This window comes from Hyalangium sp., assembly GCF_035629615.1.
Lineage (GTDB): Bacteria > Myxococcota > Myxococcia > Myxococcales > Myxococcaceae > Hyalangium.
Map to the genome: position 1 here is coordinate 1 of NZ_DASPHO010000836.1, position 13,236 is coordinate 13,236.

General features: G+C 69.7%; 11 protein-coding genes and 1 pseudogene. 4 read left to right on the forward strand and 8 right to left on the reverse strand.

All coding sequences use genetic code 11. From position 1 onward, the window contains the following. The 5 genes and pseudogenes from VD972_RS42040 to VD972_RS42060 form a co-directional block, all read right to left on the reverse strand. A pseudogene (locus VD972_RS42040) lies at positions 1-216 on the reverse strand (hypothetical protein); the annotation flags it as partial. A gap of 29 nt (positions 217-245) precedes the next feature. Beyond that, positions 246-647 (reverse strand): hypothetical protein, encoded by a 402-nt coding sequence (locus VD972_RS42045; RefSeq protein ID WP_324995127.1) that lies wholly within the window; start codon positions 645-647, stop codon positions 246-248. A gap of 5 nt (positions 648-652) precedes the next feature. Beyond that, positions 653-1,540: a hypothetical protein gene (locus VD972_RS42050; protein ID WP_324995129.1), complete on the reverse strand. Its 888-nt coding sequence runs from the start codon at positions 1,538-1,540 to the stop codon at positions 653-655. Between the two features lie 178 nt (positions 1,541-1,718). Then, a complete protein-coding gene (locus VD972_RS42055) occupies positions 1,719-2,153 on the reverse strand; it encodes a DUF2381 family protein (protein WP_324995131.1) in 435 nt (144 codons plus the stop codon). Positions 2,154-2,429: 276 nt separating this feature from the next. After that, positions 2,430-3,254, reverse strand: a complete 825-nt coding sequence (locus VD972_RS42060; protein ID WP_324995133.1) for a protein-glutamate O-methyltransferase CheR — start codon at positions 3,252-3,254, stop codon at positions 2,430-2,432. A 134-nt stretch (positions 3,255-3,388) separates the two neighbouring features. Between VD972_RS42060 and VD972_RS42065 the strand changes: the two genes are divergently transcribed. Next, positions 3,389-4,591: a glycosyl transferase family 39 gene (locus tag VD972_RS42065; RefSeq protein WP_324995135.1), complete on the forward strand. Its 1,203-nt coding sequence runs from the start codon at positions 3,389-3,391 to the stop codon at positions 4,589-4,591. 21 nt (positions 4,592-4,612) lie between these two features. Here the strand turns inward: VD972_RS42065 and VD972_RS42070 are convergent, their stop codons facing one another. Both VD972_RS42070 and VD972_RS42075 read right to left on the reverse strand, forming a co-directional pair. Further along, entirely contained in the window at positions 4,613-6,112 is a 1,500-nt protein-coding gene (locus tag VD972_RS42070; protein ID WP_324995137.1) for an ArnT family glycosyltransferase, read from the reverse strand. Positions 6,113-6,191: 79 nt separating this feature from the next. Then, complete coding sequence (locus VD972_RS42075; protein ID WP_324995139.1) at positions 6,192-7,607, reverse strand: R3H domain-containing nucleic acid-binding protein; 1,416 nt, start codon at positions 7,605-7,607, stop codon at positions 6,192-6,194. 548 nt (positions 7,608-8,155) lie between these two features. Here VD972_RS42075 and VD972_RS42080 point away from each other — a divergent pair. The 3 genes from VD972_RS42080 to VD972_RS42090 are packed head-to-tail and all read left to right on the forward strand — an operon-like array spanning position 8,156 to position 11,762. Next, positions 8,156-9,820, forward strand: coding sequence for a DUF1592 domain-containing protein (locus VD972_RS42080; RefSeq protein WP_324995140.1), 1,665 nt, complete (start codon positions 8,156-8,158; stop codon positions 9,818-9,820). After that, a complete protein-coding gene (locus VD972_RS42085; protein ID WP_324995142.1) occupies positions 9,817-11,148 on the forward strand; it encodes a DUF1552 domain-containing protein in 1,332 nt (443 codons plus the stop codon). The genes VD972_RS42080 and VD972_RS42085 overlap by 4 nt, the downstream gene beginning before the upstream one ends. Positions 11,149-11,171: 23 nt before the next feature. After that, positions 11,172-11,762 carry a CAP domain-containing protein gene (locus tag VD972_RS42090; RefSeq protein WP_324995145.1) on the forward strand — a complete coding sequence of 197 codons (591 nt, stop codon included), beginning with the start codon at positions 11,172-11,174 and terminating at the stop codon, positions 11,760-11,762. Between the two features lie 81 nt (positions 11,763-11,843). Here the strand turns inward: VD972_RS42090 and VD972_RS42095 are convergent, their stop codons facing one another. Continuing rightward, positions 11,844-13,214: a FadR/GntR family transcriptional regulator gene (locus tag VD972_RS42095; protein WP_324995147.1), complete on the reverse strand. Its 1,371-nt coding sequence runs from the start codon at positions 13,212-13,214 to the stop codon at positions 11,844-11,846. Positions 13,215-13,236: the final 22 nt, after the last annotated feature.

A 13,236-nucleotide genomic window follows, 5' to 3' on the forward strand; every position in this document is an offset into this window, starting at 1 on the left:
CGCGGCGCTGGCGGCCGGCGGAGGCTGGCGCGGTGGAGGAGCCGGCGCTCGGGGCTCGGGCGCCTCCGCAGCCATGGAGCCCGACGGAGAGGAGGCCTGGGGCTCCTCGGGTGGCGGCGGAGCGGACATCGTGGGCCAGAGCAGCACGGCAAGCACCGCCACGGCGAGCACCCCGGCGCCTGCGAGCGGTAGGAGGAGACGGGCTGAGACTCTCATGTGTGAACGCCCAGGTGCGGACTCCAGACTTACAGCCTTAACTTCCACCCACCGCCCTGGCGCTCGACACGGAGGATATAGGGCGTCTCTCGCACGGTGCCATCCCGGGCCACCTTCGCCTGAACGAGCACCGCGTCGGGATCCCTCCCGTCCACCGCCGCGTCCAGGACCTCCACGAGCTCCATGCCATGCTCGAGCAGCTCGCGCACCGTGTCCTCGCACGGCTGGGCGCCCCCACCCGTGGCCAGCATCGGCCCGAGCACCTTGCAGTCCCCCGCCGGCAGCGCGGCGAAGAAGGCACGCACGGAGGCCTGCGCCGCCTCCTTCTTCCTCGACTCCGAGGAGGCGCAGGCAAGCGTGGCGAGCGCCAGCAGGAGTCCGCAGGCCCTCGCCACCCTCACCGCGCCCCCGTGCCTGGGGGTGCAAGCCATCGCGCTCAGTAGCAGTTGGAGGCGAACAGCTCGTCGTCGGTGGCGGACATGAACTGGTCGTCGCAGTAGGCGCTGGCCAGCGCGTGGCCGTTGCGCACGCACCCATCGTGGTTGGTGGCATCCAGCGTGTACTGCGTGTCGCCGCCGCAGCCGCCGCCGCAGCGCCCGAAGCAGCTGCCCATCACCTTCGGGCGGGACCAGTGGTCCGGCTCACCGCACACCCACGTGCTGCCGTTCAGGTAGAACTCGTCCCCGCTGCACGAGGTGTGGTCGCCGAGCTGGGCGATCTGCTGGTTGCGCGTGTAGTCCCAGCCGCCATGCTGGCAGTCGTGCTTCGCGTACGAGTACCAGTTGTAGACGCCGCCGCAGCTGCCGGTCCACTTGCCGTTGCACTTCGCGTAGCTGCACAGCATGGTGTACCCGCGGCCCTGCTCGCCCATCACCGTGCGCTGCATCTGCACCGTGCTCGGGTACTCGGCCCACAGGCCCACCGCGCGCCGCAGGTACTTCGCCTCGGGCGTGGCCGCGTCACCGGAGGGCAGCTCCGCGTTGAGCGCGGCATAGAGAGCGGCCACCACCTCGCGATCCTTGTCCGTCATCTGCGTGTCCCGCCCGTTGGCCTCCGCGAAGCCATCCAGCGTGGAGACGCCGTTCTCCGCATCCAGCAGGCCCGTGAGCGTCATCCCGTCGAAGCGCACCTCGAGGCGGTACACGCCCGGCTCCACCTCGCGCGAGGAGAACTTCACCTCGCCGTAGGTGCCCTGGGTGGTCCCCGGCTCCACCGTCAGCTTCAGGCCCTCCGAAGGCTGCGCCCCCGGCTCCGTGGACGTACCGCTGGGGCTTCCACACGCGAACAACACCACTGCCGCAAGCGCTCCCAGAATCTTTCTCATACGACGAGACCCTCCCGGCCCAGGCGCTCTCTTGGAATTTGAGAGAGTGCGGGGAGGTGGCGTGTAGCGGATATGTCGCGAGCCGTTCAAGACGGGGCGCGTCAATCTCACGCGGCATCGCCAGAGGCTGGGAGCCTGGGTACGGGCTGACCTCAGTGTGGGTCAGCTCGTAGGGGGCTCACCGGAACGAGTTGACGCTGGTTGCCTTCAAACCGAGCCACAGCACAGACGGGCACCGGGTCCCCATCAACCGGGTGCGCCTCATAGTACCGGACTGGTTCGTGTCGAGATCCACGTCCGCGGAATCACCCACACGCATCCGCAGGATCCGCATGGTTTCGCGCGCTTTGTCAGAGCAGTCTTCCGGTCTCGGGCTCCCATCTGGCCGTAAGACCCGGAGCGGTACAATGACCACCCTCTTGCTTCCTACGAGCGGGGGCTCGAACCGACCTTCCCACCCGAGAAGCTTCATCTGGGTCGGGTCCACGTCCTGATCGAACCGGAGGACGGTCACCACCTGCTCGGAGACGTAGAGGTTGTGTGTCGAGTCGCTCGGGTGCTCCGACAACTTGAGCGTCCGGATCTTGTCACCAGACCCACTGGCCAGGGCCATGGAAGCCATGAGGACGAGAAGCAGGGCAACCCGGCAGGGCAGGAGGTATCGCAAAAACCACCCGACCTAGCAGGATGGGCAATAGGCGCACAACCTCAGAAGCCTTGGAGGTCTGCTGGACGCCCCCGGGCCGGAGATTTGGAGGGGTGGGCCTGCTGGCGGCGGCGCTTGGAACGAACCTGTCTGACAAGCAGACAGGTTCGGCAGGCGGCTCCCGGCAAGCGCAGGTTCCGGGTTTTGCCCAGGCCGCAGCTCCGCCGATACCCAAGGAGCCCCTCAGGCCGTGGGCTTGCGGAAGACGGGCAGCGGCCCCGCGGCGCGCTCGAGGACGGCCGCATCCTCGGGGAGGGACTCGTGCGCGCCGATGACGAGCAGCCCGCCAGGGACGAGCCGCTCCACGAGCCGCGTGAGCACCTCGCGCTGGAGCGGCGGCGCGAAGTACGTGAAGGCCACGTTCCGGCAGAGCACCAGGTGGAAGGGCCCCGCGGGCAGCTCCGCGCGCAGATCCTGGCAACGGAAGGTGGGCTCATCGCGGAGCTCGGGCGCGAGGCACTGCTCTCCTTTCGCCGTGCGGGTGAAGGCCTTCGCGGCCCACTCGGTTGGGAGCTCGCGCAGGGTTCCAGGCGGGTAGCAGCCCCGGCGGGCCCGGGCGAGCAGCGCCTCGTCCGCGTCGGTGGCGAGCAGCTCCAGCCGCAGCCCGGGAAACTCAGGGGCCAGCCCGAAGCGGAACAGGACGGCCACCGTGTAGGGCTCCTCGCCCGAGGCACACCCGGCGCTCCAGACACGGAACACGCTATCGCCTCGGCCTCGGGCATCGCGCAGGAGCGTGGGCAGGAGCTCCTCGCGCAGCACATCGAAGACACGATGGTCGCGGTAGAAGCGCGAGATGGTGACGCGGCAGAGCGAGTCGAGCACCTCCCACTCGGCCGGCTCCGCCTCCAGGCGCGCGCGGTAGGCCGTGGCACCCTCCAGCCCCAGCGCCTTCACACGGCGGCCGATGCGCTTGCATACCTGCCCCCGCACCCGGCGGAAGCCCTCCCAGCGCAGGCGCAGGCGCGGCGCGGCCCACTGCAGCAGCACCACGCACTCGCGATCCGTCATGTCTCCAAATCCCACCCACTCCCTGTGCAAGAGCGCCTCCTGAATCATGGGCAGCCGGGTGAGCCCCCGCCAGCGGGATCGTTTCTTCCTTGGGGAGGCGGGTGCGAAGGGGCTAAGTCCCCGAGCGCCTGCCCATGTCCCTCCCCCCTGCCCTCGGCAAGACACTCCTCGTCCTGCTGGCCCTGCTCGCACTCGGGCTGAGCTTCCGGCGCGCGCCCTATGCCGGGCCCAACCTCTATGGGTTGCAGGCCCAGGCCTGGCTGGAAGGACGGCTGGACGTGACAGGCCCCGCCGAGGACCTGAGCCTCTACGGAGACCGCTACTACGTGGCGTTCCCGCCCTTCCCCTCGGTGGTGCTGCTGCCCGTGGTGGCGCTCACGGGCCACGAGGGCGCGCCCTACCGTGTCCTGGCGCTCGGGCTGGCCGTGCTGGCGGCCTGGGTCGCGTGGCGCATCCTGGGGAAGCTGGAAGTCCCCATTCCTGAGCGGCGCTGGTGGGTGGCCGCGCTGCTCGCCGGCACTGCCTTCTGGTCCTGCGTGGTGCAGAGCGAGGCCGTGTGGTTCTTCGCGCACGTGGTGGCGGTGGTGTGCTCGCTGCTCGCGCTGAACGAGGCGCTGGGCAAAGCCCGCGGTGGGTGGGCAGGGCTCTGGGCGGGGCTGGCCTTCCTGTCGCGCCAGCTCTGCATCTACCTGGTGCCCTTCATCGCGGCGGCGGTGTGGCTGCGCCACGCGGAGGCAGGCCGGCGGCGGCAGGTGCTCCAGGCGGGCGCGGCGCTCGCGGTGGCGGGGGGCTGTGCCCTGGTGTACCTCGCGCTCAATGCCGCGCGCTTCGGCAACCCGCTCGACACGGGCTACGCGGGCATGCCCCTGACCGACTTCCTCGCCGAGCGCGTGGCGCGCTACGGGCTGTTCCACCCCGCCTACGTGCCCTTCAACTTCTTCCACATGTTCCTGGAAGGGCCCCACTTCGTCTTCGGCGGCCCCCGCCAGCTGGCGCCGCTGCACATGGGGGACATGGGCACCTCGCTCACCCTGGCCAGCCCCTTCATCTTCGTGGCGCTGGCGGCGCGCGGTCACCGCCCCTTGCTCGCGGTGGCCTGGGGCGCGGTGCTCCTCACGCTCGTCCACATGCTGCACTACTACAACAACGGGTGGGTGCAGCTGAACGCGCAGCGCTTCAGCCTCGACTTCCTGCCGGTGCTGTGGGTGCTGGTGGTGCTGGGCTCGCGGAAGGTCGAGCCGAAGGTGTGGAAGCCGCTGGTGGCCTGGGCGGTCGGCCTCAACCTCCTCGCGCTGTCGCTCATGCCGGTGCTGGTGCGGGCGCTGCGCCGGCTGTGACAGCCCCGCGTCCAGGGGTTCTCAGTGAGGGAGCTGCTCCCAGAGATCCGGCCCTGCCTGCCCCTGCTCCGGGAAGCGCTGGATGAAGTGGGCGCGGAACCACTGCCTGCTCTCCTCGGAGAGCTGCCGCTCCCCTCGCCAGCCCAGCACCACGAAGTGGCTCCGGGCCAGCAGCTCGCGCATGGCCTGCTGCGAGGCCGACGTCTGGAAGGTCTCCGTCGCATGCGCCAGGGGCTGGCCCGAGGACATGCCGCTCCGAAGCATCAGCGCATAGGAGTCCACCACCAGCGGCGCCCCGGGGATGCTCGGAGGCAGCCGTCCCGCGATGAGCCCCCACGCCGGCTCGAACGCGAAGAGCGGCGCGTCCGGCGGAACCTTCTCGCGAATGTAGTGGGCGAGCGCCAGCTGCTCGGGCGCCTTCAGCCGGAGTCCCCCGCTCAGGGAGGGCAGCGTCGGCAGCAGCACGGCCACGCACAGCAGCACGGCCACGAGCCGGGCCTGATGCGGAGACCACGCTCTGAGCCACTGGTGGATCGCCGCGGCCCCCACTCCCGCGAGCATCGAGTCCGAGGCGGCGAAGGTGTTGTACTGGTTCCAGTAGCTCGGGGAGGACAGGAAGGCGGTGATCGTCAGGATGTACGTCACCGCGAAGAACCGCTCCGCGGTCCGGGTCGCCTCGCTGGTCCGGAACGCGCGGACGGCCACCAGGACGAGCCCCAGCAGCGCCAGCGCCAGGCCCACCAGGCGGCGCTCGGGGAAGAGCTCGTACAGCCGGCCCATGTGGTTCAGGTCCCCATCCGCGGGCCGGAGCGCCTGGAAGAAGAAGACCTGGGAGAGGAACTCCGAGGGCGCCTGCAGGAAGAAGGGCCCCATGATGAGCGTGACCGCCGCTGCCGTCCCGAGCAGGAGCGTGGCCTGGGGCCTCCAGTCCCAGGAGAACGAGAGGGGACGAGACAGCAGCGCGGCGAAGAGCCAGATGCCTCCCAGCAGCTTCACCGAGACGGCCAGTCCGAACAGCGCCCCCGCCACGAGCCACCACGTCTTCTCCCGCCCCACGCGCGGCGGCACGAGCCAGGCATTGGCCGCGCTCAAGCACGCAAGGTTGAGGAGGGGCTCCAGGAAGGGGCCCCGCTCGATGAGGACTGTCTCGGGGAAGCTGGCATACACGAGCGCCGACACGAGCCCCGCCACGGGGCCCCAGATGCGCAGGGAGAGCCGGCCCACCAGGAAGACGTTGAAGGCGCCGCAGAGCGTTGCCAGCCACCGGGCCACCGTGAAGCCGGTGTCCGCACCCAGGAAAGAGCCCGCGACGGTGGCTGGCCACCAGAGCAGCACCGAGCCTGGAGGGTGGACGATGACGAAGTCCCGGTACGGCCAGTGCCCCTGGAAGAAGAGCGCCGAGGCCGAGTAGTAGAGCCCCTCGGCGTACTCGATGGGATAGCCGAAGGCACCGCCCTCTCGAGTGAAGGGGAGGAAGCGCACGACCCAGGCCGCCATGGCCACGAGCGCCAGCGCCCACACACCTCTTCGTTCCCAGCCCCGCTCCATTCCCGAGGGACGGTACCCATGCCCGCAGGAAAGTGAAAGGACGCTTGCTGTCCTACGCCTCGGAAGGAACCCAGGCGTTGCCCTCGGCCTCGCTCTCGTGGAGCGCGGCCTCGACCTCGGCCCCCAGCGGGTAGATGGTGAGGTGACGCACGGGCTCGCTGCCCCGGCTCACCGTCTCCAGGTGGTAGCGGCTGACGAGCCGGTGTTGCAGCTTCCGCAGCCTTGGCGGACGCGGGGCCAGCGGGACGGACACCCCCTCGCTCAGCACCCGCTGGATGGCGTGCTCGGCCTCCGCCACCGCCTCGCGCACCTCGTCCTCGTCCATTCCCTCCACCAACATGAAGGCCGAGCGCAACACCCGCCGCAGCTCCGCCGAGCTGTTGCGCTTCACCTCCTCCACCCGCGCCCCCGTCCGCTCGATGACGCGCCGCATCTTCGGATCGTTCGCCCGAGCGCGGAGCGTGAGGATGAGGTCCGCCGACTCCAGCCGCCCCACCACCCGCGCGTCCACCTTCAGCTCCCGCAGCACCCGGTCCAGCAGATCGCGGCTCACCGCGTGCGCATAGATGCGCGTCGGCCCGTTGTACGCCGCGGGGGCTGCCGGCGCCGCCTTGCTCCGAGGAGGAGGCAGCGGCGCCACGGACTGAGGCACCGGCTCCGCCCTCACCACGCCCCCATCCAGCCGCCGCCGCTCACCGCCCACCTCGCGGCCCGCCAGCAGCCGATCCACCGCCTCCGCCGTGTCGAGGTGCACCAGCACCTCGTCCCGGCCCACCATCTCCACCACCATGTCGAAGGTGGGCGGGGCCTTGCGCTCGCTGATCGTCTTCTGTGTGTTGCGCCGGCGCGCCTCCTCATCACTGAGCGTCACCGTGTGCACCCCGCCCACCAGATCCGAGAGCGTGGGGTTGAGCACCAGGTTCTCCAGTGTGTTGCCATGCGCCGTCGCCACGAGCTGCACCCCGCGCTCGGCGATGGTCCGCGCCGCCGCCGCCTCGGCCGAAGTGCCGATCTCGTCGACGATGATGGCCTCCGGCATGTGGTTCTCCACGGCCTCGATCATCACGTCATGCTGGCGGTCCGGCCGGGACACCTGCATGCGGCGCGCGCCACCGATGCCCGGGTGGGGAATGTCCCCGTCCCCGCCAATCTCATTGGAGGTGTCCACCACCATCACCCGCTTGTGCAGGTCATCCGCGAGCACACGCGCCACCTCGCGCAGCTTCGTCGTCTTGCCCACGCCGGGCCGTCCCAGCAGCAGCAGGTTGCGCCCGGTGCCGATGAGATCCTTCACCATGTCGATGGTGCCGAACACCGCGCGCCCCACGCGCAGCGTGATTCCCACCACGCGCCCCTTACGGTTGCGGATGGCGGAGACGCGATGCAGCGTGCGCTCGATGCCGGCGCGGTTGTCCTCGCCCGGCGGCCCCACCTGGGCCAGCACGTGCTCCAGGTCTCCCGGCGTCACAGGCTCCTCGCGCAGCCGCTGGGAGCCGCTGAGGAGCCGCGCCTCGGGCGGGGCCCAGATCCATCACCACCTCCAGGACCTCCGCCGGTGACAGCGTGCGCACGGCGGCTTGCAGCGGTGCGGGCAGCACGTTGACCAGGAGCTGGAAGTCGTCATCGGCCTCGACGCGCGTCTGTTCCATAGATGTGACCTCCTGGAAGATGTAGCCGCGGTGGCGGGACAGCACAGCCCACGGGAGTTGTACACGCTGGCGGGCAGGCGAGCGCTCCTTCCTCGCTTCGCCCCTGACGGCCAGGGCGTCCGGGCTGGCGTGCTGAGCCCAGGTACCCGACCCGGGAAATGCTCTTCCTCTCGAGACCTCCGGACTGCCCACGCGCCCGTCGGGCCCGTGACGCGCGGGCTCCCCCGCGGGCGAGACTTTCGCCCTCCAGGGCCATGCCCTCCGCTGGTGGGGTTCTTGCCTGGGACGGCAGCGGCGCCAGTCGCGCCAAGGGGGGTGCATGAAGGGACCGAGACACCGTTTGCGAAGACCCGGGGTATGGGTGGGTGTGGCCTCCGTGCTCCTGCTCGCCGGCTGCTACGGCAACTCGACGCAGAAGGTGACCACCACCGTCCCGCGGACGGAGCCCGAGGCACCGCCCGATCCCGTGGGTGAAGCGGAGGTGCCACGCGATGCGTGTCGACAGCCGAGGGACCCCGGCCGCGTCAGCCTGCACCGCCTCAACCGCGCCGAGTACGACAACACGGTCCGAGATCTGCTCGGGGACACGAAGCGGCCCGCGCGGGACTTCCCCGCGGACGACATCAGCTCGGCAGGCTTCGACAACGACGCGGACGTGCTCAGCATGAGCCCGCTGCTGCTGGAGAAGTCCTCTGCCGCGGCCACCCAGGTGCTGGAGGACGCCTGGAGGAAGGGCACCCTGCGCTCGTGCAGGCTCGACGTCGAGGACCCGATGCCGTGCGCGCGGGAGCTCCTCTCGCGCTTCGCCCGCCGGGCCTGGCGGCGGCCCGTGATGGACTCCGAGCTGGAGCGGCTGCTCTCCCTCGTCACGCTCTCCCGCCAGCAGGGGGACGGCTCCGAGCCTGGGATGAAGCTCGCCCTGCGCGCGGTGCTCCTGTCTCCGCACTTCCTCTACCGAGTGGAGCTGGACCCGGCACCGGCCTCGCCTGCACCGCACCGGCTGACGGATCTGGAGCTGGCGGCCCGCCTCGCCTACTTCCTCTGGAGCAGCACGCCGGACGAGCCGCTGCAGACGCTGGCGGAGGCCGGGGAGCTGCACGAGCCCATGGTGCTCGAGGAGCAGGTGCGCCGGATGCTCGCGGATCCAAAGGCCCAGGCGCTGGTGGAGAACTTCGCGGGCCAGTGGCTCTACCTGCGCGCGGTGGACGCCGCGGCGCCGGACCCGGCGCTCTTTCCCGCCTTCGATGAGTCCCTGCGTCGTGCCATGCGCCAGGAGACGGAGCTCTTCTTCCGCGAGTTCCTCACCAGCGACCGCCCGCTGCGGAACATGCTGGACGCGGACTTCACCTACGTGAACGACCGGCTCGCCGCGCACTACGGGCTGCCGCTCCCGGGCAGCGACACGCCGCGGCGCGTGAGCCTCGAAGGCCACCCCGAGCGCATGGGCCTGTTCGCGCACGGCTCACTGTTGACGGTCACCTCGCTGCCCACGCGCACCTCTCCGGTGAAGCGTGGGGTGTGGGTGCTGGAGCAGCTGCTGTGCTCGGCGCCCCCTGCACCGCCTCCCAATGTCGAGGGCCTGCCTCCTCCCGTGGATCCGAGCGCCAGCCTCCGCCAGCGGATGGAGCAGCACCGGTCCGATCCGGTCTGCGCAGGTTGCCACCACCTCATGGATCCGATCGGCTTTGGGCTGGAGAACTTCGACGCCATTGGCCGCTGGCGGCGCACCGAGGAGGGCTCGGGAGCGCCGGTAGACGCGAGCGGCACGCTGCCCGGCGGGACGGCGTTCGAGGGTGTCACCGGCCTGCGCCCACTGCTCAAGGAGGATGCGCGACTCGGCGAGTGCATCACCCATCAGCTGCTCACCTACGCCCTGGGCCGAGGCCTCACGGAGGCGGACACCTGCGCGGTGGCGGACATCACGCGGCAGGCCGAGGCGCGGGGTGGGCGGTGGCAGGACCTGATCATCGCCATCACCGGAAGCGAGCCGTTCACGCACCGGCGGGGAGAACCCGAGGAGGACACGCCATGAGCCACACCGCACTGTCTCGAAGGACCCTGCTGCGCGGCACGGGGACGCTGATGGCGCTGCCGCTGCTGGAGGCGATGCTGCCTCGCACCGTCCGGGCGCAGACCGCCGCGGTGCCGCGTCGGCTCGCGGTGTTCTACGTGCCGTGCGGCATCCACATGGCGAAGTGGACACCCTCGGCCTCCGGGCGGGGCTGGGCGCTCACACCCACGCTGCAGCCGCTGGCGCCCGTGAAGGACGACGTGCTGGTGCTGACGGGCCTCTCGCACTGGCCGGGCAGGCCGGAGCTGAACGGACACCATGCGGCCGGGACGGCGGCCTTCCTCACCTGCGCGCGCGCGAGAAAGACGGCGGGGACGGACATCTACGTGGGGATCTCCATGGACCAGGTGATAGCCAACCACCTGCAGGGGGCCACCCGCTTTCCATCGCTCGAGCTGGGCAACGATGCGGGGACGGGCGTCAGGGCGTGTGACTCCAGCTACAGCTGCGCCTACTCGTACAACATCGCCTGGGCGGGACCCTCGACGCCTCGACCGAAGGAGACCCGCCCCCGAGCAGTGTTCAACCGGCTCTTTGCGGGCTTCGATCCGGGTGAGTCGCAGGCGGAGCTCGAGAAGCGGCGTGCCTACGAGCGGAGCGTCCTCGACTTCGTGAGAGAGGACGCGAGGGCGCTCCAGGGCCGGCTGGGCGCGACGGACCGGAGGAAGGTGGACGAGTACCTGACGAGCGTCCGAGAGCTGGAGCGACGCGTTGACGCGCTCGAGCCCGACGGTCCGATGTGCCAGCCGGGCGAGGCGCCTGTCAACACGGACGACGTGCGCGCGAAGACGCGGGCGATGATGGACCTGATCGTCCTGGCCTTCCAGTGTGACCTGACGCGCGTGGTGACGTTCATGCTGGGCAACGCGCGCAGCGATCGCGTCTACGACTTCCTGGGCTTGAGCGACACGCACCACACGTACTCGCACCACCAGCGGGTGCAGTCCAACTACGACGCGCTGGCGAAGATCGACCGCTGGGAGGTGGAGCAGTACGCCTACCTGCTCCACCGACTGAAGGCGGTGCGGGAGACGGACGGATCGACGCTGCTGGACAGCGCCTTCGTCTACTTCGGCAGCGAGGTGGAGGATGGCAACTCGCACGGGCACAGCAACATGCCGGTGGTGGTGGCAGGGCGAGGAGGTGGAGCACTCACTCCGGGGCGCCATGTGCGCTACAGCGGGGAGCCCTTGGCCAACCTCTTCATCTCCTTGATGCAGGGCATGGGCGTGAACCGCTCCTCCTTCGGAGAGGACGGCACGGGACCGCTGCGGGGCCTGAAGGAATAGTCCCGGGAGGCGATAATCCCCCCATGCGCCTCCTTCCTCCTCTCCTCTCCCTCACGCTTCTCTGTGCCGCACCTCTCTTCCTGGTGGGCTGTGACTTCGGAGACGAAGACTTGCAGCAGCAGCCCGACGGTGGCACCTCGCCCGATGGCGGCTCCACGGACAGTCCGTTCGCGCGGGAGATGATCTCCGCCCACAACTCGGTCCGCATCAGCGCCACGCCCACGCCCAACCCGGCCCTGCCCGTGCTCACCTGGTCCAACGCGGCCGCCGAGAAAGCCCAGGCGTGGGCCGACCAGTGCAAGTGGGGGCACAATCCCCAACTTGGGAACTTCGGCGAGAACATCGCCGCGGCGACGCCCAACTCCCTGACAACAGCGGGCGTGGTGCAGAACTGGGCCTCCGAGGCCTCCTTCTACAACTACGGCACGAACAGCTGCGCGCCCGGCAGACAGTGTGGCCACTACACGCAGATCGTCTGGAGGACCACGACCCAGGTGGGCTGCGCGATGAAGCGGTGCACGCAGAACTCGCCCCTCGGGAGCTCCACGACGTGGGATTTCTGGGTGTGCGACTACTCGCCACCAGGCAACTTCGCCGGCCAGCGGCCTTACTGAGCGGGGATGGCTGTGCTCAGGCGTACGCAGAGGCACAGCTCAGGATGTGCGTCCCACAGCAGAGTGCGTGAAGACTCCTGCTCACTCCAAACACGACGCCTCCCGAGGTGAGAGCGCAGCTGGGAGACGGGACACCGCGAGGGGGCTCCCCGGCGCCGACGCCCGGCACGAACCTGTATGACAAGCAGTCCGGTTCGGAGAGGGCGCATCCGGCCGGTGCCCTTTCTTGAACTGAGGCGCTGACCTTGGGCTCTCCAGGGGTGAAGCAGCCAGCGGCCACGGGACAGGAGACCAGCTGAGGGCGACACGTTCCTCCCTGCAACCTGGGAGCTCACCTGCTGCAAGCTCCGTGTCGCCCGAAGGGTGGCCGAAGCCAGGAGACGGAGACTCAGGCGGGGAACCTGCTGTCGGCAGCGCCTCGAACCAACCTGTATGACGAGCAGACAGCTCGGGCGGAGGGCCGTCTGCCGGCGGCGCCTGTAACGAGCTTGTATGACAAGCAGACAGCTCGGGCGGAGGACCTACTGCCGGCGGCGCCTGGAACGAACCTGTATGACAAGCAGACAACTCGAGCGGGGAGCCTGTCGGCGGCGCCTGGAACGAACCTGTATGACAAGCAGACAGGTTCGCAACGGCTGCGCCCGGCAGCTCGCCCCTGACTGACTCTGGCCCTGAGTTGCGCTCAGGCAGTGTCTCCACCGGCACTTGAGGAACCTCGGGCGGGACGATGGCATGGTGAGGTGGCGCCATATTCCTGAGCAAGTGTTCATCGCCGGCTTGGAGCAGCATCGGCAGCTCTCGCCTCAGCGTCTGCGTGTCCCTGTCACACAGGGCATGAAAGGCGCACCACGCCCACTTCTGGGCGGCCTCTGAATCCAGGTGGGGCAGCAGCCTTGCCGCCATGGCCCTGAAGGAGCGCTCCAGCGAGTGAATCAGCAGCAACTGCCCGGGACGGTCCGCCGCGCGGGCCGCCAGCCTCAGCAGCTCGAACTCCCACGCCACCCACCCTCTGTCTTCCTCTTGCCAGCGCGCCGCATCTCTCAACGCGAAGCAGGCTTCCCGCAGCCGCTCCATGTCCGGCTCCGAGGCGTGCTCGCAGCAGGCGGCCAGTAGCTCCACCATCGTCTCCCGTTTGAGGGCCAGGTAGCCCTCCAGCAGCCGCCTCCTCTCCGGGTGGGCCGGGCCCTGGTCTGCATGCAGCACCACGCCCACGTTCTCCAGCGTCACCGCCTCGTCCATCACCACTGCACGGCTTCTGCGCCCGGGGTGTTGCACCACCAGTCCCCTCGCGGCCAGCCGTTGCAGTGCTTGCCGAGCAGTGGCTCGCGAGACTCCATACTTCCGCGCCAGCATGTTCTCCGAGGGAAGAAGTCCCTGCTCTGGCAGCAAGCCCAGTGCAATAACGCGCTCCAACTGCTGCTCGACGTGTGCGACGAGCCCCATCCGTTCCATATCCGCCACCCTCCTCGTTGCC

Excerpts from the sequence above, each read along its gene's own strand:
- VD972_RS42085 (WP_324995142.1), top strand. The coding sequence starts at position 9,817 with ATGAGCCACACCGCACTGTCTCGAAGGACCCTGCTGCGCGGCACGGGG.
- VD972_RS42055 (WP_324995131.1), bottom strand. The coding sequence starts at position 2,153 with ATGGCCCTGGCCAGTGGGTCTGGTGACAAGATCCGGACGCTCAAGTTG.
- VD972_RS42095 (WP_324995147.1), bottom strand. The coding sequence starts at position 13,214 with ATGGAACGGATGGGGCTCGTCGCACACGTCGAGCAGCAGTTGGAGCGC.
- VD972_RS42090 (WP_324995145.1), top strand. The coding sequence starts at position 11,172 with ATGCGCCTCCTTCCTCCTCTCCTCTCCCTCACGCTTCTCTGTGCCGCA.
- VD972_RS42060 (WP_324995133.1), bottom strand. The coding sequence starts at position 3,254 with ATGACGGATCGCGAGTGCGTGGTGCTGCTGCAGTGGGCCGCGCCGCGC.
- VD972_RS42065 (WP_324995135.1), top strand. The coding sequence starts at position 3,389 with ATGTCCCTCCCCCCTGCCCTCGGCAAGACACTCCTCGTCCTGCTGGCC.
- VD972_RS42045 (WP_324995127.1), bottom strand. The coding sequence starts at position 647 with ATGGCTTGCACCCCCAGGCACGGGGGCGCGGTGAGGGTGGCGAGGGCC.
- VD972_RS42050 (WP_324995129.1), bottom strand. The coding sequence starts at position 1,540 with ATGAGAAAGATTCTGGGAGCGCTTGCGGCAGTGGTGTTGTTCGCGTGT.